This is a genomic window from Roseateles sp. P5_E4, assembly GCF_054049255.1.
This window is the reverse complement of record NZ_JBFUMS010000001.1, coordinates 343130-359975: the sequence shown is the minus strand read 5'-3', so window position 1 is coordinate 359975 and position 16846 is coordinate 343130. Positions and strand designations below refer to the sequence as shown.

General features: G+C 65.2%; 18 protein-coding genes and 1 tRNA gene. 1 reads left to right on the top strand and 18 read right to left on the bottom strand.

The genetic code is table 11. The features are described 5' to 3' along the window. Position 1: 1 nt before the first annotated feature. The 17 genes from nuoK to rpsO form a co-directional block, all read right to left on the bottom strand. Positions 2-331 carry an NADH-quinone oxidoreductase subunit NuoK gene (gene nuoK / locus ACXJLH_RS01560; protein ID WP_457442237.1) on the bottom strand — a complete coding sequence of 110 codons (330 nt, stop codon included), beginning with the start codon at positions 329-331 and terminating at the stop codon, positions 2-4. Beyond that, positions 328-972 carry an NADH-quinone oxidoreductase subunit J gene (locus tag ACXJLH_RS01555; RefSeq protein WP_056196928.1) on the bottom strand — a complete coding sequence of 215 codons (645 nt, stop codon included), beginning with the start codon at positions 970-972 and terminating at the stop codon, positions 328-330. Before ACXJLH_RS01555 ends, nuoK begins: the two co-directional genes overlap by 4 nt. A 53-nt stretch (positions 973-1025) precedes the next feature. After that, positions 1026-1514, bottom strand: a complete 489-nt coding sequence (gene nuoI, locus ACXJLH_RS01550) for an NADH-quinone oxidoreductase subunit NuoI (RefSeq protein ID WP_056196926.1) — start codon at positions 1512-1514, stop codon at positions 1026-1028. Between the two features lie 10 nt (positions 1515-1524). After that, entirely contained in the window at positions 1525-2622 is a 1098-nt protein-coding gene (nuoH, locus tag ACXJLH_RS01545) for an NADH-quinone oxidoreductase subunit NuoH (protein ID WP_056196924.1), read from the bottom strand. Between the two features lie 14 nt (positions 2623-2636). Then, positions 2637-4943 (bottom strand): NADH-quinone oxidoreductase subunit NuoG, encoded by a 2307-nt coding sequence (gene nuoG / locus ACXJLH_RS01540; protein WP_457442236.1) that lies wholly within the window; start codon positions 4941-4943, stop codon positions 2637-2639. A gap of 20 nt (positions 4944-4963) precedes the next feature. Next, the gene (nuoF, locus tag ACXJLH_RS01535) at positions 4964-6304 is read right to left on the bottom strand and encodes an NADH-quinone oxidoreductase subunit NuoF (protein WP_457442235.1); all 1341 of its coding nucleotides are present in this window, start codon (positions 6302-6304) and stop codon (positions 4964-4966) included. 8 nt (positions 6305-6312) lie between these two features. Beyond that, on the bottom strand, positions 6313-6813 hold the full coding sequence (locus ACXJLH_RS01530; RefSeq protein WP_056196921.1) for an NADH-quinone oxidoreductase subunit NuoE family protein: 501 nt from the start codon (positions 6811-6813) through the stop codon (positions 6313-6315). Continuing rightward, positions 6810-8063 (bottom strand): NADH-quinone oxidoreductase subunit D, encoded by a 1254-nt coding sequence (locus tag ACXJLH_RS01525; protein ID WP_056196920.1) that lies wholly within the window; start codon positions 8061-8063, stop codon positions 6810-6812. The genes ACXJLH_RS01530 and ACXJLH_RS01525 overlap by 4 nt, the downstream gene beginning before the upstream one ends. An 86-nt stretch (positions 8064-8149) precedes the next feature. Beyond that, entirely contained in the window at positions 8150-8746 is a 597-nt protein-coding gene (locus ACXJLH_RS01520; RefSeq protein WP_056196918.1) for an NADH-quinone oxidoreductase subunit C, read from the bottom strand. A gap of 19 nt (positions 8747-8765) precedes the next feature. After that, on the bottom strand, positions 8766-9242 hold the full coding sequence (locus ACXJLH_RS01515) for a NuoB/complex I 20 kDa subunit family protein (RefSeq protein WP_046113908.1): 477 nt from the start codon (positions 9240-9242) through the stop codon (positions 8766-8768). A 30-nt stretch (positions 9243-9272) separates the two neighbouring features. Next, complete coding sequence (locus ACXJLH_RS01510) at positions 9273-9632, bottom strand: NADH-quinone oxidoreductase subunit A (RefSeq protein ID WP_056196915.1); 360 nt, start codon at positions 9630-9632, stop codon at positions 9273-9275. A 222-nt stretch (positions 9633-9854) separates the two neighbouring features. Continuing rightward, positions 9855-9939: transfer RNA gene (locus ACXJLH_RS01505), tRNA-Leu, on the bottom strand. Between the two features lie 112 nt (positions 9940-10051). Then, on the bottom strand, positions 10052-10432 hold the full coding sequence (gene secG / locus ACXJLH_RS01500; RefSeq protein WP_457442234.1) for a preprotein translocase subunit SecG: 381 nt from the start codon (positions 10430-10432) through the stop codon (positions 10052-10054). A gap of 215 nt (positions 10433-10647) precedes the next feature. Next, positions 10648-11391, bottom strand: a complete 744-nt coding sequence (tpiA, locus tag ACXJLH_RS01495; RefSeq protein ID WP_457442233.1) for a triose-phosphate isomerase — start codon at positions 11389-11391, stop codon at positions 10648-10650. After that, positions 11388-12389 (bottom strand): NAD(P)H-quinone oxidoreductase, encoded by a 1002-nt coding sequence (locus ACXJLH_RS01490; RefSeq protein WP_457442232.1) that lies wholly within the window; start codon positions 12387-12389, stop codon positions 11388-11390. Before ACXJLH_RS01490 ends, tpiA begins: the two co-directional genes overlap by 4 nt. An 11-nt stretch (positions 12390-12400) precedes the next feature. Continuing rightward, positions 12401-14551, bottom strand: a complete 2151-nt coding sequence (pnp, locus tag ACXJLH_RS01485; protein WP_457442231.1) for a polyribonucleotide nucleotidyltransferase — start codon at positions 14549-14551, stop codon at positions 12401-12403. 205 nt (positions 14552-14756) lie between these two features. Next, positions 14757-15023 (bottom strand): 30S ribosomal protein S15, encoded by a 267-nt coding sequence (gene rpsO, locus ACXJLH_RS01480; protein WP_057299620.1) that lies wholly within the window; start codon positions 15021-15023, stop codon positions 14757-14759. 391 nt (positions 15024-15414) lie between these two features. Here rpsO and ACXJLH_RS01475 point away from each other — a divergent pair, with 391 nt between their 5' ends. After that, on the top strand, positions 15415-15810 hold the full coding sequence (locus ACXJLH_RS01475; RefSeq protein ID WP_056196906.1) for an Hsp20/alpha crystallin family protein: 396 nt from the start codon (positions 15415-15417) through the stop codon (positions 15808-15810). Here the strand turns inward: ACXJLH_RS01475 and tsaD are convergent. Beyond that, positions 15807-16841, bottom strand: coding sequence for a tRNA (adenosine(37)-N6)-threonylcarbamoyltransferase complex transferase subunit TsaD (gene tsaD / locus ACXJLH_RS01470; RefSeq protein WP_056197257.1), 1035 nt, complete (start codon positions 16839-16841; stop codon positions 15807-15809). The two genes, ACXJLH_RS01475 and tsaD, sit on opposite strands and share 4 nt — an antisense overlap. Between the last annotated feature and the right edge of the window lie 5 nt (positions 16842-16846).

Here is a 16846-nt window from a genome sequence, read left to right as displayed (position 1 = left end):
CTCAACCCTTCAGCGCGTCGAGTTCTTCGACGTTGATGCTGGCTCGGTTGCGGAACAGCACGACCAGGATGGCCAGGCCGATGGCCGACTCGGCCGCCGCGACGGTCAGGATGAAGAACACGAAGACCTGGCCGCCCATGTCGCCCAGGTAGTGCGAGAAGGCGACGAAGTTCATGTTGACCGCCAGCAGCATCAGCTCGATGGCCATCAGCAGCAAGATCAGGTTCTTGCGATTCAGGAAGATGCCGATCACCGACAGCGCGAACAGCATCGCGCCCAGCGTCAGAAAGTGGCCCAGGGTCAGGCCGCTCAGCCCGGTAATGGCGGTCATGCCTGGCCTCCTTCGGTGGGTGCGGCGGGCGGGGCCGGCGGCGTGGCGACGGTGGGCGCCATCTTGACGATCTTCAGGCGCTGGGCCTTGGTGACCTTGACCTGTTCGGATGCGTCCATGGCACGCGAGTCCTTGCGGCGGCGCAGCGTCAGGGCGATGGCCGCGACGATGGCCACGAGCAGCAGCACGGCGGCGATCTGCAGCGGGTACAGGTAAGCGGTGTAGATCTCGATGCCGAGCAGCTTGGTATTACCCATCTTCAGCTGCTCGGCGGTGGCCACCGGCACGTCAGACAGTTGGAAGCCGCCCATCAGCACGATGCCCATCTCGAAGGCGATCAGCGCGCCGACAACGGCCGCCAGCGGCAGATGCTTCCAGAAGCCCTCACGCAGGCTGTCGGTGTTCAGGTCCAGCATCATGACGACGAACAGGAACAGCACCATGACGGCACCGATGTAGACGAGCACCAGCGCAATCGCCAGGAACTCGGCCTTCAGCAGCATCCAGATGCAGGACGCCGTGAAGAAGGACAGGATCAGGAACAGCGCCGCATGCACGGTGCTGCGCGCCGTGATGACGCGGAACGAACTCACCAGCAGGATGCCGGAGAAGACGTAGAAGAGGATGGTCGTGATGTCCATACGTATCCAGGCCAGCTGAGCTGGACCGCTGCGGCCGCAAGGCCGGTCAGCGATCAGCGGTACTTGGCATCAGCCTCCTTTTGGGCCGCGATTTCGGCTTCGTACTTGTCACCGACGGCCAGCAGCATGTCCTTGGTGAAGTACAGGTCGCCGCGCTTTTCGCCGTGGTATTCGAAGATGCTGGTCTCGACGATGGAGTCCACCGGGCAGCTTTCCTCGCAGAAGCCGCAGAAGATGCACTTGGTCAGGTCGATGTCGTAGCGCGTCGTGCGGCGGCTGCCGTCGGCGCGCACGTCGCTCTCGATGGTGATGGCCATCGCCGGGCAGACGGCCTCGCAGAGCTTGCAGGCGATGCAGCGCTCTTCACCGTTCTCGTAGCGGCGCAGCGCGTGCAGGCCGCGAAAACGCGGCGACAGCGGCGTCTTCTCTTCGGGGAACTGGATGGTGATGTTGCGCGAGAGGAAATGCCTCCCGGTGAGCTTCATCCCCTTGAGCAGTTCCCAGAGGAAGAAGGTCTTCGCGAAATTCGTGATTGCAGTCATGGGCGCCGCCTCACTTCCAGATGTTGAACGGTGTCTGCATCCAGGCACCGACAACGACCAGCCAGATCAGCGTGATGGGAATGAAGATCTTCCAGCCCAGACGCATGATCTGGTCGTAGCGGAAGCGCGGGAACGTGGCGCGCACCCACAGGAACGTCGTGACGACGAAGAAGGTCTTGCCGAACAGCCAGGCCCAATTCCAGAACGCCATCGTGTGCTGGATGAAGGTCGGCGTTTCCATGCCGAACAGGCTCCAGGAGATCGGCGCGCTCCAGCCGCCCAGGAACATGAGGACGGCCAGGGCCGACACCAGGATCATGTTGGCGTACTCGGCCAGGAAGAACATCGCGAACGACATGCCCGAGTACTCGATCATGTGGCCGGCAACGATTTCCGATTCGCCTTCGACGACGTCGAACGGATGGCGGTTGGTTTCGGCCAGGCCCGAGATGAAGTAGACGATGAAGATCGGGAACAGCGGCAGCCAGTTCCACGACAGCAGCGGCACGCCGTGGGATGCAAACCAACCGCGTTCCTGCACCTGCACGACCTCGGTCATGTTCAGGCTGCCCGTCACCATCAGCACGACGACCAGCGCAAAGCCCATCGCGATCTCGTAGGAGACCATCTGCGCCGAGGCGCGCAGCGCGCCGAGGAAGGCGTACTTCGAGTTCGAAGCCCAACCGGCAATGATGACGCCGTAGACCTCGAGCGAGGTGATGGCCATCAAGTACAGCAGGCCGGCATTGACGTTGGCGGCGGCGGCATCCGGGCCGAAGGGCACGACGGCCCAGGCGGCCAGCGCCGGCATGATGGTCATGACGGGGCCGAGGAAGAACAGGCCCTTGCTCGCGGCTGCGGGCTTGATGATCTCCTTGAAGATCAGCTTGACCGCATCGGCGATGGGCGTCAGCAGGCCGTAGGGGCCGACGCGGTTCGGGCCCGGGCGGATCTGCGACCAGCCGATGGCCTTGCGCTCCCACAGCGTCAGGTAGGCGACGCAGATCATCAACGGCGCGACGACCGCGATGATCTTCATCAGGCTCCACACCAGGGGCCACAAGGCCCCCAGCAGCGAGGCGCCGTTCTGGTAGAGGGTGTCGATCATTCTTGTCAGCTCCCTCAGACCTTGCTGATGTTGAGCGTGCCGAAGGCAGCACCCAACGCGGCGGTTTGTGCGAGGCCGGCGGGCACGCGGGCCACGCCTTGCGGCAGGCCGGCTTCAAGGCGTGCGGGCAGTTGGGCGGCACCGCCGTCCTGCACGACGCGGACCTGATCGCCCTCAGCCAAGCCAAGCTGTTGCCACAGGCTGCTGGGCAGGCCGACCGTGGCGGCTTCACGGCCGTCGGTGGTCAGCTGCAGCGAGGTCGAGTTGCGCACCAGCGCATCGGTCGCGTAGATGGGCAGATTGCCGAAGCGCTCGACGCCCTCAGCCTTGGCCGCTACTTGCGGGGCAGCCGAGGTGGCGTTGGACAGGCGGCCGGCGATGTCGCCACCCAGGGCCTGCTCGCGCACCTGCTCGGAGCTGTCCTGGTCGAAGCCCGGCAGGCCCAGCAGATTGCCCAGCACGCGCAGCACCTTCCAGGCCGGACGGGTCTCGGCCAGCGGGCGCACGACGCCGACGAAGCTCTGCAGGCGGCCCTCGGCGTTGACGAAGCTGCCGGAGGTCTCGGTGAACGGGGCGATGGGCAGCAGCACATCGGCGTATTCCAGACCGCTCTTGAACGGGCTCAGCACGACGACCATCTCGGCCGCATCCAGCGCCTTGGCGGCAGCGGCGGCGTTGGCGGAGTCCAGCACCGGGTCGGTGTTCAGCAGCAGTGCGGCCTTCAGCGAGGTGCCGTTCAGCATCTGGCCGGCATTCAGGCCGTCGATCTGCGGCTGGGCCTTCACGAGCTGCGCGCCAACCGTGTTGGCGGCGGCGGTCAGGTAGCCGACGCTCGCGCCGGTCTGCTGGCCAATCCACTGCGCCAGCGCCAGCAGGCTGGCGGCTTGCGAGTGCTCGGCGGCAGCGTTGCCCAGCAGGATGGCCTTGGCTTTACCGGACTGCAGGCTGGCGGCGATGGCCTTGGCTTCGTCGGTGACGGTGCCGGCCAGCGGGGCACCAGCACCAATCGCGGCGGCCACATCGGCCAGGGCTTGCACCCAGCCCGAGGGCGCGACGGAGGTCGAGCCGGCGAGCGGCATCAGCCAGTCATCGCTGCTCAGGCCGACGCGATGCACAGCGGCACCACGGCGCGCGGCGTGGCGCAGGCGGGCGGCGAACAGCGGATGGTCCTTGCGCAGGTTGGAGCCGACGACGAGGGCGCGGTCGAGCTCGGACAGGCTGGCGATGCTGGTGCCCAGCCAGTGCGCCTGGCCGGCTGACGCGACATTGCCGAAGTCGCTGTGGCGCAGGCGGTGGTCGATGTTGTCGCTGCCCAGGCCGCGCACAAGCTGTGCGAGCAGGTGCAGCTCTTCCACCGTGCTGTGGGCCGAGCCCAGCGCGCCGATGGCGGCCGCGCCATGGTCGGCCTTGATGGTCTTGAGGCCGTTGGCGATGTATTCCAGCGCCGTCGTCCAGTCGACCTGCTTCCAGGCACCGCCCTGCTTGATCATGGGCGCGGTCAGGCGCTGGTCGCTGTTCAGCGCTTCATAGCTGAAGCGGTCGCGGTCGGCGATCCAGCATTCGTTGACGTCTTCGTTCTCGAGCGGAACGACGCGCAGGACCTGATGGTTCTTGACCTGGACGATCAGGTTGGCACCGGTCGAATCGTGTGGGCTGACGCTCTTGCGGCGCGACAGTTCCCAGGTGCGGGCGCTGTAGCGGAACGGCTTGCTCGTGAGCGCACCGACCGGGCAGATGTCGATCATGTTGCCCGACAGCTCGGAGTCCACCGTGCGGCCGACAAAGGTCTGGATCTCGCTGTGCTCGCCGCGGTGGGCCATGCCCAGCTCCATCTGGCCGGCGATCTCCTGGCCGAAGCGCACGCAGCGGGTGCAGTGGATGCAGCGGCTCATCTCTTCCATCGAGATCAGCGGGCCGACGTTCTTGTGGAAGACGACGCGCTTCTCTTCGGTGTAGCGGCTCTTGCCAGCACCGTAGCCGACGGCCAGATCCTGCAGCTGGCACTCGCCGCCCTGGTCGCAGATGGGGCAATCCAGCGGATGGTTGATCAGCAGGAATTCCATGACGCCCTGCTGGGCCTTGATCGCCTTGTCGCTCTTGGTGCGAACGATCATGCCCTGCGTGACGGGCGTCGCGCAGGCCGGCATGGGCTTGGGCGCCTTCTCCACGTCCACCAGGCACATGCGGCAGTTGGCCGCGATGCTGAGCTTCTTGTGATAGCAGAAGTGCGGGATGTAGGTGCCGGCCTTCTCGGCGGCATGCATGACCATGCTGCCTTCCAGGACCGAGACCTTCTGACCGTCGAGTTCGATTTCAACCATGGTGGTGTTTCTCTAGGCGCTCAGGTCGGAGCCACCAGGGGCTTCTTGTGTTCAATCAGGTGCACGAACTCGTGCTTGAAGTGCTTGATCATGGCGCGCACAGGCATCGCGGCAGCGTCGCCCAGCGCGCAGATCGTGCGGCCCTGGATGTTGTCGGCCACCGAGTTCAGCAGGTCGATGTCCTCTGCCCTGCCCTCGCCGTGGTAGATGCGCTCCAGCACGCGGTGCATCCAGCCGGTGCCTTCGCGGCAGGGAGTGCACTGGCCGCAGGACTCGTGGGCGTAGAAGTAGGACAGGCGCAGCAGGCTCTGCACCATGCAGCGCGAGTCGTCGAGGACGATGACGGCGCCCGAACCCAGCATGGAGCCGGCCTTGGCGATGGAGTCATAGTCCATCGTGCACTGCATCATCACGTCGGCCGGCAGCACCGGCGCGGACGAGCCGCCGGGAATGACGGCCTTGAGCTTGCGGCCTTTGCGCACGCCACCGGCGAGCTCGAGCAGCTTCTCGAAGGACGTGCCCAGCGGCACCTCGAAGTTGCCGGGCTTCTCGACGTCACCCGACACCGAGAACAGCTTGGTGCCGCCGTTGTTGGGCTTGCCGATCTCCAGGTAGGCCTGGCCGCCGTTGCGGATGATCCAGGGCACCGCCGCGAAGGTCTCGGTGTTGTTGATGGTGGTGGGCTTGCCGTACAGGCCGAAGCTGGCCGGGAACGGCGGCTTGAAGCGCGGCTGGCCCTTCTTGCCTTCCAGCGATTCCAGCAGCGCAGTCTCTTCGCCGCAGATGTAGGCGCCGAAACCATGGTGACCGTGCAGCTGGAAGCTGAACTCCGAGCCCATGATCTTGTCGCCGAGGTAACCAGCGGCGCGGGCCTCTTCCAGGGCTGCCTCGAAGCGCTCGTAGACCTCGAAGATCTCGCCGTGGATGTAGTTGTAGCCGACCTTGATGCCCATCGCGTAGGCGGCGATGGCCATGCCCTCGATGACCTGATGCGGGTTGAACATCAGCAGGTCGCGGTCCTTGCAGGTRCCCGGCTCGCCTTCGTCGGAATTGCAGACGAGGTACTTCTGGCCCGGGAACTGGCGGGGCATGAAGCTCCACTTCAGGCCGGTCGGGAAGCCTGCGCCGCCACGGCCGCGCAGGGCCGAGGTCTTCACTTCGGCAATGACTTGATCGGCTGTCAGGCCTTCGCCACCGTCCTTGCCGAGGATCTTGCGCAGGGCCGCATAGCCGCCGCGGGCTTCATAGTCCTTGATCGACCAGTTCTTGCCGTCCAGGTCCGCGTAGATCTGCGGAGCGATGTGGCGGCCGTGGAAACAGGTCTCGGCGCCGGTGGCTTGGAATTTGGAAAGGTCCAGCATCGTCGTCCTCAGGCCTTCGCTGCTTCAGACCGCAGCACGTCGACGAGCTCATCCAGGCGCTCGGTCGTCATGAAGCTCAACATCTGGCGGTCATTCACCAGCATCACCGGCGAGTCGGCGCAGGCGCCCAGGCACTCGCTCTTCTGCACGGTGAACAGGCCGTCGGCCGTCGTGCCGCCTTGCTCGATGTCGAGCTTGCTGCACAGGTGGTCCAGCGCCTTCTGGCCGTCTCGCAGCTGGCAGGGCAGGTTCGCGCAGACGTTCAGCTTGAACTTGCCCGCCGGACGCTGGTTGAACATGTTGTAGAAGGTCGTCACCTCGTAGACCGCGATGGTCGGCATGCCGAGGTGGGCGGCGATCACGTCTTCCGCGGCGCGGGACACGTAGCCCTCTTCCTGCTGCACGATGGCCAGGCAGGCCATGACGGCAGACTGGCGCAGCTCGTAGGGGTACTTGGCGACCTCGCGGTCGAAGCGCGCGCGGGTGGCGTCAGAGAGTTGGTAGCTCATCGATCAATCTCGCCGAACACGATGTCCATGGTGCCGATGATGGCGACGGCGTCGGCAATCATGTGGCCGCGTCCCATCTCGTCCAGCGCTGCCAAGTGGGCAAAACCAGGCGGGCGGATCTTCAGGCGGTAGGGTTTGTTGGCGCCGTCGCTGACCATGTAGATGCCGAACTCGCCCTTGGGGTGCTCGACGGCCGCATAGGCCTCGCCCTCGGGCACGTGGAAGCCCTCGGTGAAGAGCTTGAAGTGGTGGATCAGCTCTTCCATGTTGGACTTCATGTCCACGCGCGAAGGCGGCGCCACCTTGTGGTTGTCGGTGATGACCGGGCCGGGGTTGGCGCGCAGCCAGGCCGAGCACTGCTGGATGATGCGGTTGGACTGGCGCATCTCTTCCACGCGCACGACGTAGCGGTCGTAGGTGTCGCCGTTGGTGCCGATGGGGATGTCGAAGTCCAGACGGTCGTAGACGTCGTAGGGCTGCTTCTTGCGCAAGTCCCAGGCGATGCCGGAGCCGCGCAGCATGGGGCCGGTGAAGCCCAGATTCAGCGCGCGCTCGGGCGACACGACGCCGATGCCGACCGTGCGCTGTTTCCAGATGCGGTTGTCGGTCAGCAGCGTTTCGTAGTCGTCGACGTTCTTCGGGAAGCGCGCGGTGAAGTCGTCGATGAAGTCCAGCAGCGAGCCTTGGCGGTTCTCGTTGAGCCTGTCGATGGCCTTGGCATTGCGGATCTTGCTGGCCTGGTGCTTCGGCATCGTGTCCGGCAGGTCGCGGTAGACGCCACCCGGCCGAAAGTAGGCCGCGTGCATGCGTGCGCCCGAGACCGCCTCGTACATGTCGAACAGGTCTTCGCGCTCGCGGAAGCAGTAGATGAGCACATTCATCGCACCGCAGTCCAAGCCGTGCGCGCCCAGCCACATCAGGTGATTCAGCAGCCGCGTGATCTCCGCGAACATCACGCGGATGTATTGCGCGCGGATCGGCACCTCGATGCCCATCATCTTTTCAATGGCCAGGCAGTAGGCCTGCTCATTCGCCATCATCGACACATAGTCGAGGCGGTCCATGTAGGGCAGCGACTGGATGTAGGTCTTGCTCTCGGCAAGCTTCTCGGTCGCGCGGTGCAGCAGGCCGATGTGGGGGTCGGCACGCTGGATGACTTCGCCGTCCAGCTCCAGCACCAGGCGCAGCACGCCGTGGGCGGCCGGATGCTGCGGACCGAAGTTGAGGGTGTAGTTCTTGATTTCTGCCATGGTTCAGGCCTCGCGCCGGGCCGTCCCAAGGGAGGCCTGCGCCCCCTCGGGGGGCAGCGAACGAATGTGAGCGTGGGGGCCGTTCATCACAAACCGCCGTACTTGTCTTCGCGAATGATCCGAGGCGTGATCTCACGCGGCTCGATGGTCACCGGCTGGTAGATGACTCGCTTCTGCTCGGCGTCGTAGCGCATCTCGACATGACCCGACACCGGGAAGTCCTTGCGCATCGGGTGGCCGATGAAGCCGTAGTCCGTCAGGATGCGGCGCAGATCGTCGTGGCCGTCGAAGATGACGCCGTACATGTCGAAGGCTTCGCGCTCAAACCAGTTGGCCGAGCTCCACACGCCGGTGACCGAGGCCACGCAGGGGAAGTCGTCGTCGGTGGCGAAGACCTTCAGGCGCAGGCGCCAGTTCTTGCTGATCGACAGCAGGTGGCTGACTGCGGCGTAGCGGGCGCCTTCGTAGGCACCATCGCCGAAGCTGCTGTAGTCGACGCCGCAGAGGTCGATCAACTGCTCAAACTTCAGCTCGGGGTGATCGCGCAGCGTAGTGGCGACTTCCAAGTAGTCGGCCGCACGCACGGTCAGCGTCAGTTCGCCCAGGGCGTTCTTCAGCGCAACGACGCGCTCACCAAGGACGGCGCCAACTTGCTGGGCCAGGGTTTCGAGATTCAGGCTCATACCGTGTGCTCAGCGGCTGTCATCGGGCGATGGTGTTTTCGCGGCGGATCTTGGCCTGCAGTTGCAGGATGCCGTAGAGCAGCGCCTCGGCCGTCGGCGGGCAGCCGGGCACGTAGACGTCCACCGGCACGATGCGGTCGCAGCCGCGCACGACGGAATAGCTGTAGTGGTAGTAGCCGCCGCCATTGGCGCAGGAGCCCATCGAGAGCACCCAGCGCGGCTCTGCCATCTGGTCGTAGACCTTGCGCAGGGCCGGCGCCATCTTGTTGCACAGCGTGCCGGCCACGATCATCAGGTCGGACTGGCGCGGGCTCGGGCGAAACAGCATGCCGAAGCGGTCGATGTCGTAGCGCGCGGCACCCGCGTGCATCATCTCGACGGCACAGCAGGCCAAACCGAACGTCATCGGCCAGAGTGAGCCGGTCTTGGACCAGTTGATGAGCTTGTCGACCGAGGTGGTGACAAAGCCCTCTTTCAGGACGCCTTCAATACCCATTTGGAATTCCCAGCTTGTGTCGGCGGACGTTTATTCCCAATCGAGGGCGCCTTTTTTCCATTCGTAGGCGAAGCCGACGACCAGAATGCCGAGGAAGATCATCATGGCCCAGAAGCCCGTCGCGCCGATCTCCTTGAGCGCCACGGCCCAAGGGAACAGGAAGGCAATTTCCAGGTCGAAAAGAATGAACAGAATCGCGACGAGGTAATAGCGCACATCGAATTTCATGCGCGCGTCTTCAAAGGCCTCAAAGCCGCATTCGTAGGGGGAGTTCTTGGCCGCGTCGGGCCGATTGGGGCCGAGCAGCGCGCCGAGCACCTGGGGTGCAATCCCGACCACTGCGCCGACCAAAATGAAGAGGATGACGGGCAGGTATTGATCGAGATTCATCTGGGCTTTCTCGGGTCGACTAAACGTCTTCGTCAACGTGGCCCGCATACGCGAGCCACAAAAGCAAACGGGCGCGTCACCAGCAAAACCAAAGTCTCGCTCGCGGATCGCGCCCGCCTTGAACCTAGCCTCAATCAACCCAGCCTGAGGCTGAGCGACTTTGGCGACAGGCCGCTATGGCTGACTCCCGCATCAGTGCCGCGGGAATCCTAGCCGATGTTCTGGTGCCGTCGGCGAGACTCGAACTCGCACAGCTTTCGCCACTACCCCCTCAAGATAGCGTGTCTACCAATTTCACCACGACGGCAGGTACTCAAACATGCCTGGCAGCTAGTGAGGGTTTGCGTGCCAGACAGCCTCGAATTCTATACCGGGAATTAGGGGTGTCCCGGTGAAGAGGCGAGGTTTTTAGTCGGACTTCAGTTGGGTGCGGCAGACGCAGCAGCCGAGGCCGTTGCAGCAGGCGCAACGACGGCACCAGGGATGGCGGCAGCGCCCGACGCGGCGGGGGCGATGACGGCGGCGCGGTCCAGCACGCTGTCGGCAGTCGGTGCGGCTGTGCGGCCGTTGGACAGGAAGGCCAGGCCCAGCGTGCAACCAAAGAACAGCGTGGCGGCGACGGCCGTGCTGCGCGACAGGAAGTTGGCACTGCCGGTGGCACCGAACAGGCTGCCCGAGGCGCCGCTGCCAAAGGAGGCGCCCATGTCGGCGCCCTTGCCGTGCTGCACCAGCACCAGACCGATGATCAACAGGGCCGAGAGCAACTGAACGATCAACACCAGATTCGCAAAGAACTGCATTCCAAACACTCCATCAAAACTTGATGACGCCGCCGCTCCATGCGACAGGCGCCGGGATACTTCACCTATTTCCGGGCCGAGCGCTGGGCCGCTCCCGAGCCGGCCCGCCTGAGGCCGCTTGCGGCTCAATGCCGCAGGCGGCCTCGTCCCCGCGGGGGACCGACCAGGTTGGCGCGCGTTCAGCGCCGCAAGACTGGGCGAGGGGCAGCTTCATTTCAGTGGGCCGCCGCCAGGCAGATGGCGGCGAAATCCGCCACCTTCAACGACGCGCCGCCAATCAGGCCGCCGTCGATATCGGGCTGCGAGAACAACTCGGCCGCGTTGTCAGCCTTGACGCTGCCGCCGTAAAGGATGCGCATGACACCGGACTTGTCCGTCGCGGCGTGCAACTGCGCGCGCAGCACCGCATGCACGGCTTGCGCCTCGGCGGGCGAGGCGGTCAGGCCGGTGCCGATGGCCCAGACGGGCTCATAGGCAACGACCATTTCGCCGCAGCAATGGCCCAGCGTGTGGATGACGGCGGCGAGTTGCCGCTTGACGACGGCTTCGGTCTGGCCGGCTTCGCGCTCAGCACGCGTTTCGCCGACGCAGACGATGGGTGTCACGCCATGGGCCAGCGCGGCCTTGGCCTTGTCGGCGACCAGTTGGTCGCTTTCCGCGTGATAAGCGCGGCGCTCCGAATGGCCGACGATGGCGTAGCGGCAGCCGACGTCCGCCAGCATGGCCGACGAGACCTCACCGGTGTAGGCGCCCTGCTCGTGCGAGGAGCAGTCCTGCGCGCCGTAGGTGATGGCCGTGCCGGTCAACGCGAGCGCCGTCTCGGCGATATAGAGGGTGGGCACGCAGACGGCGACGTCAGCGTTCCAGGGGCCTGCCTCCTTGAGGCCGGCCAGCAGTTGGGCGTTGGCAGCGCGGCTGCCGTGCATCTTCCAATTGCCAACGACGAGTTTTCTTCTCACGGCTCACTCCTTGACCAGGTCAGCACGATCTTGCCGATGTGCTGGTTGGATTCCATGCGCGTGTGCGCCTCGGCCGCCTGGGCCGCGGGCAACTCGCGGTCAATGACGGGCTTGATGCGACCGGCCTCGATCAGCGGCCAGACCTTGTCGCGCAGTGATCGCGCAAGGCCCGCCTTGAACGCTGCCGAGCGCGGGCGCAGTGTCGAACCGGTGATCGTCAAGCGCTTGCGCAGCACGAGGCCGGCATCGATCTCCGACTTCACGCCGCCCTGCACAGCGATCAACGCCAGGCGACCATCCTCGGCCAGCGCCTGAACGCCACGGCCGATGTAGTCGCCGGCCACCATGTCCAGGATCACGTCGACACCGCGGCCACCGGTGGCGGCCTTGGCTTCAACGACGAAATCCTGCTCGCGGTAGTTGATCACGACGTCAGCACCCAGCGCCTTGCAAGCCTCGGCCTTCTCGGCGCTGCCGACCGTCACCAGCACCCGGGCACCCAGCGCCTTGGCGATCTGGATGGCGGTCACGCCGATGCCGCTGCTGCCGCCGTGGATCAACAGCGTCTCGCCCGGCTGCAATGCAGCGCGGTCGAACACATTGGCCCAGACGGTAAAGCAGGTCTCGGGCAGCGTCGCGGCCTGAGCCAGCGTCCAACCCTTGGGCACCGGCAGGCATTGCCCGATCGGCGCCGTGCACAGCTCGGCATAGCCGCCGCCATTGACCAGCGCGCAGACCTTGTCGCCCAACTTGAAGCCATGCGCCACCAGAGCCTCGGAGTCACCAGCGACGATCTCGCCCGCAACTTCCAACCCCGGCAGATCGCTCGCACCCGGCGGCGGCGGGTAGGCGCCCTTGCGTTGCAGCACATCCGGGCGGTTGATGCCCGAAGCTGCGACGCGGATCAGGCACTCGCCCGAGCCCGCGACTGGATCCGGCCGTTCGGCCAGCTCCAGCACCTCGGGCCCGCCGGGGCGGGTGATCGCGATGGCTTTCATCGCTCTCGCAATTATTCTGCGGCGGGCGGCGTGTGGTCAGCGGCCGGCATCGGAGCAGCTTCACGCTCGGGACGGTCCAGCAGTGCCTTCATCGACAGCTTGATGCGGCCCTTCTCGTCCGTCTCCAGGACCTTGACCTTGACGATCTGGCCTTCGCTCAGGAAGTCGGTGACCTTCTCGACGCGCTGGTGGGCGATCTGGCTGATGTGCAGCAGGCCATCCTTGCCGGGCAGCAGGTTCACGAGAGCACCGAAGTCCAGGATCTTGGTGATCGGGCCTTCGTAGATCTTGCCGACTTCGACTTCCGCCGTGATTTCCTGGATGCGCTTCTTGGCCAGTTCGGCCTTGTCGGCGTCCGTGGAAGCGATCGTGATGGTGCCGTCTTCGCCGATGTCGATGGTCGTGCCGGTCTCTTCGGTCAGCGCGCGGATCGTGGAGCCGCCCTTGCCGATGACGTCACGGATCTTCTCCGGGTTGATCTTCATCGTGTACAGGCGGGGCGCGAATTGCGACACCTCGGTGTTGGCCGTGCCCATGGCCTCGACCATCTTGCCCAGGATGTGCAGGCGGGCTTCCTTGGCTTGCGCCAGGGCGACCTGCATGATTTCCTTGGTGATGCCCTGGATCTTGATGTCCATCTGCAGGGCGGTGATGCCGGTCGTCGTGCCGGCCACCTTGAAGTCCATGTCGCCGAGGTGATCTTCATCACCCAGGATGTCGGTCAGCACGGCGAACCGGTTGGCGTCCTTGATCAGGCCCATGGCGATGCCAGCCACGTGGGCCTTCATCGGCACGCCGGCGTCCATCAGTGCAAGGCAGCCGCCGCAGACGGAAGCCATCGACGAGGAGCCGTTGGACTCGGTGATTTCCGAGACGACGCGCAGCGAGTAGGGGAAGTCTTCCTTGCTCGGCAGTGCGGCGATCAGCGCGCGCTTGGCCAGACGGCCGTGGCCGATTTCGCGGCGCTTCGGCGAACCCACACGACCCGTCTCGCCGGTGGCGAAGGGGGGCATGTTGTAGTGCATCATGAAGCGGTCTTCGAACTCGCCGTCCAACGCGTCGATGCGCTGGGCGTCACGGTCCGTGCCCAGCGTGGCGATGACCAGCGCCTGGGTTTCACCACGCGTGAACAGCGCCGAGCCGTGGGTGCGCGGCAGGATACCGTTGCGGATTTCGATGGGGCGCACGGTGCGGGTGTCGCGACCGTCGATGCGCGGCTCGCCGGCCAGGATCTGGCTGCGCACGATGCGGGCTTCGATCTCGAACAGCAGGCCTTCGACCTCGACTTTGTCGAACTCGACGCCCTCGCCCTTGAGCGCGGCGAAGACGCTGGACGTCACGCTGCGGCAGGCTTGCGTGCGGGCTTGCTTGGAGCGGATCTGGTAGGCCTCGCGCAGGGGGCCTTCGGCCAGGCCGTTGACCTTGGCAATGAAGGCCTCGTCCTTGGCGGGGGCGGTCCAGGTCCAGGTCGGCTTGCCGGCGTCACGCACCAGGTCATTGATGGCGGCGATGGCGACATTGCCTTGCTCGTGGCCGTAGACCACGGCGCCGAGCATGATTTCTTCAGACAGGCCCGAGGCTTCAGACTCGACCATCAGCACGGCGGCTTGCGTGCCGGCGACGACCAGGTCCATCTGGCTGTTGGCCAGTTCGGACTTGCTGGGGTTCAGCACGTATTCGCCGTTGACGTAGCCCACGCGGGCGGCACCGATCGGGCCATTGAAGGGGATGCCGGAGATGGCCAGCGCAGCGGACGTGCCGATCAGCGCGGCGATGTCGGCCTGGACTTCGGGGTTCAGGCTCACCACGTGGATGACGACCTGGACTTCATTGAAGAAGCCTTCCGGGAACAGCGGGCGGATCGGGCGGTCGATCAGGCGGCTGGTCAGCGTCTCATGCTCGCTGGGGCGGCCTTCACGCTTGAAGAAGCTGCCCGGGATCTTGCCGGCGGCATAGGTTTTCTCGAGGTAGTCGACGGTCAGCGGGAAGAAGTCCTGGCCGGCCTTGGCTTCGGTCTTGGCGACCACGGTGGCCAGCACGACGGTGCCTTCGATATTGACGAGGACGGCGCCGGTGGACTGGCGGGCGACTTCACCCGTTTCCAGCACGACGTTGTGGCGACCCCATTGGAAGGACTTCGTGACCTTGTTGAAAATGGACATGCTCATCTCCTGGTTGTGGTGGGTGCGGGGGCACCCGGGGAAACCGGGAACGAGACTGGGTTTGGTCCAGATGCCATTCCAGGGCGGTTCAGCAAACCGTCTTGGAATGATCCGACACCACGTCAGCTCGGTTCCGGTAGATAGATGGACAAAGAGCCTGTACTGGGCTTGAGGACCAGACAGGCTCCATGTCGGATGGGGCGAATTACTTGCGCAGGCCCAGCTTGGCGATCAGCGCGACATAACGGCTGGAATCAACGCGCTTCAGGTAGGCCAGCAGGCTCTTGCGGGTGTTGACCATCTTCAGCAGACCGCGGCGACCGTGGTGGTCCTTAGCGTGGGTCTTGAAGTGGGGCGTCAGATCGTTGATGCGGGCAGTCAGCAGGGCGACCTGGACTTCCGGCGAGCCGGTGTCATTGGCGCTGCGAGCGTTGGCCTTGACGATCTCGGCCTTCTTTTCGGCGATGGACATTTGTTTTCCAAAAGGTTTCGGAAGTCCGGCCGGGCGAGACGCAACTACTGGCGCTGCCGCAGACGGTTTCCGGGGTTGACTTGCGGACAAGGGGGAAACCGCCCCGAGCCGTGCTGGTGTTCTGCAGCCCAACAAGGACGTTGGACGCGCAAAACCTGCGGATTCTAGCCGAAAGCGGCGGGAGCCCCAAACCGCGGCAAGCCAAGCGAGCGGACATGTGGACGTGGATGCTGGTTTCAAGAGCCAAAACCGCCCTGCCCTGCAAATGCGTGACTTCTATTCGTCAGCGCATGAAAGGCTCTTGAAGCGCTCTCACACCGCCACATCTCTGGGTCATCGGGTGCTGCTCCCGACCCTTCGAAGCAGCGTCAAACCGCCACGGAGTTTCACCATGTTCTATCTGACCCACCCCCGCCATGTCGCCCGCGTCCTGCGCCAGTTTGATGCGGAGGCCAATGCCACTCGCACCCCGGCCCTCGACGTCAGCGAGGACGACAAGGCCTACCGCGTGACGGTCGACATGCCTGGCGTGGCCAAGGATGCCGTCAAGGTCCGCATCGAAGGCCGCCGCGTCAACATCGAGACCGCCACCGAAGAAGCGGCTGCGCCGACTGACGGTTCCCGCGTGCTGTACCGCGAGCGCCGCGCCGCCAGCTATGCCCGCAGCTTCTCGCTGCCGGCCGAGATCGACCAGGGCCAATCCGAAGCCCGCTTCGAGAACGGCGTGCTGACGCTGAATCTGGTCAAGCGCGTTGCCGAAAACGGCGGCCAGCTGACGGTCAACTAAGCCGCAGTCAGGTCCCAGCGCGGGCGTACTGCAAAGCCGCCATCGTGGCTGGGATTGGCCATGCCGCGCTGCACCCGCAGCGCGGCGGCCATCGCGATCATGGCGCCGTTGTCGGTGCACAGAGACAACTCGGGGTAGTGCACGCGCACGCCTCGTTTGGCGCAAGCGGCGTTCAATTGCTCGCGCAGCTTGGCGTTGGCGCCAACACCACCGGCGACGACGAGGCGCTTGAGCCCGGTCATCTTCAAGGCCAGCAGCGACTTCTTCACCAGCACCTCGACGATGGCCGCCTGTGTGGAGGCGGCCAAGTCGGCGCGTGTCTGGTCACATGGCGAATCGCCAATCTTCTTGACTTGCGTCAACACCGCCGTCTTCAGGCCGGCAAAGCTGAAATCCGGCTTGCCGCTGTGCAGCAGCGGACGCGGTAGCGCGAAAGCCTCCGGGTTACCGAATTCGGCCATGCGTGCCAGGTGCGGGCCGCCGGGGTAAGGCAGGCCGAGCAGCTTGGCACTCTTGTCGAAGGCCTCGCCGGCCGCGTCGTCGATGGTCTCGCCGAGGATCTCGTAGCTGCCCACGCCGTCCACGCGCATCAGTTGCGTGTGGCCGCCGCTGACCAGCAGCGCGACAAAGGGAAACTCCGGCGGGTCTGTCGACAGGAAGGGCGACAGCAGATGCCCTTCCAGGTGATGGATGGGCAGCGCCGGCACATCGAGCGCAGCGGCCAGCGACACCGCCACGCCGGCGCCCACCAGCAACGCCCCCGCGAGGCCGGGGCCCTGCGTGTAGGCGATCAGATCGACGTCCTGCAGCGCCAAGCCGGCCTGGGACAGAACCTCGCGCGTCAGCGGCAGCACGCGGCGCACATGATCTCGCGAGGCCAACTCGGGCACGACGCCGCCGTAGGCCTGGTGCATCGTGATCTGGCTGTGCAGCGCCTGCGCCATCAGCCGCGGCGGCGCATCGCCATCGATCTCGACAAGCGCAACCCCGGTCTCGTCGCAGGACGACTCGAACCCGAGGATGCGCTGCACGGAGG

What these genes read in the sequence shown, in the direction of transcription:
- nuoK (WP_457442237.1), bottom strand. Translation starts at nt 331, where the DNA reads ATGACCGCCATTACCGGGCTGAGCGGCCTGACCCTGGGCCACTTTCTG.
- ACXJLH_RS01555 (WP_056196928.1), bottom strand. Translation starts at nt 972, where the DNA reads ATGGACATCACGACCATCCTCTTCTACGTCTTCTCCGGCATCCTGCTG.
- nuoI (WP_056196926.1), bottom strand. Translation starts at nt 1,514, where the DNA reads ATGACTGCAATCACGAATTTCGCGAAGACCTTCTTCCTCTGGGAACTG.
- nuoH (WP_056196924.1), bottom strand. Translation starts at nt 2,622, where the DNA reads ATGATCGACACCCTCTACCAGAACGGCGCCTCGCTGCTGGGGGCCTTG.
- nuoG (WP_457442236.1), bottom strand. Translation starts at nt 4,943, where the DNA reads ATGGTTGAAATCGAACTCGACGGTCAGAAGGTCTCGGTCCTGGAAGGC.
- ACXJLH_RS01530 (WP_056196921.1), bottom strand. Translation starts at nt 6,813, where the DNA reads ATGAGCTACCAACTCTCTGACGCCACCCGCGCGCGCTTCGACCGCGAG.
- ACXJLH_RS01525 (WP_056196920.1), bottom strand. Translation starts at nt 8,063, where the DNA reads ATGGCAGAAATCAAGAACTACACCCTCAACTTCGGTCCGCAGCATCCG.
- ACXJLH_RS01520 (WP_056196918.1), bottom strand. Translation starts at nt 8,746, where the DNA reads ATGAGCCTGAATCTCGAAACCCTGGCCCAGCAAGTTGGCGCCGTCCTT.
- ACXJLH_RS01515 (WP_046113908.1), bottom strand. Translation starts at nt 9,242, where the DNA reads ATGGGTATTGAAGGCGTCCTGAAAGAGGGCTTTGTCACCACCTCGGTC.
- ACXJLH_RS01510 (WP_056196915.1), bottom strand. Translation starts at nt 9,632, where the DNA reads ATGAATCTCGATCAATACCTGCCCGTCATCCTCTTCATTTTGGTCGGC.
- secG (WP_457442234.1), bottom strand. Translation starts at nt 10,432, where the DNA reads ATGCAGTTCTTTGCGAATCTGGTGTTGATCGTTCAGTTGCTCTCGGCC.
- ACXJLH_RS01490 (WP_457442232.1), bottom strand. Translation starts at nt 12,389, where the DNA reads ATGAAAGCCATCGCGATCACCCGCCCCGGCGGGCCCGAGGTGCTGGAG.
- pnp (WP_457442231.1), bottom strand. Translation starts at nt 14,551, where the DNA reads ATGTCCATTTTCAACAAGGTCACGAAGTCCTTCCAATGGGGTCGCCAC.
- rpsO (WP_057299620.1), bottom strand. Translation starts at nt 15,023, where the DNA reads ATGTCCATCGCCGAAAAGAAGGCCGAGATCGTCAAGGCCAACGCTCGC.
- ACXJLH_RS01475 (WP_056196906.1), top strand. Translation starts at nt 15,415, where the DNA reads ATGTTCTATCTGACCCACCCCCGCCATGTCGCCCGCGTCCTGCGCCAG.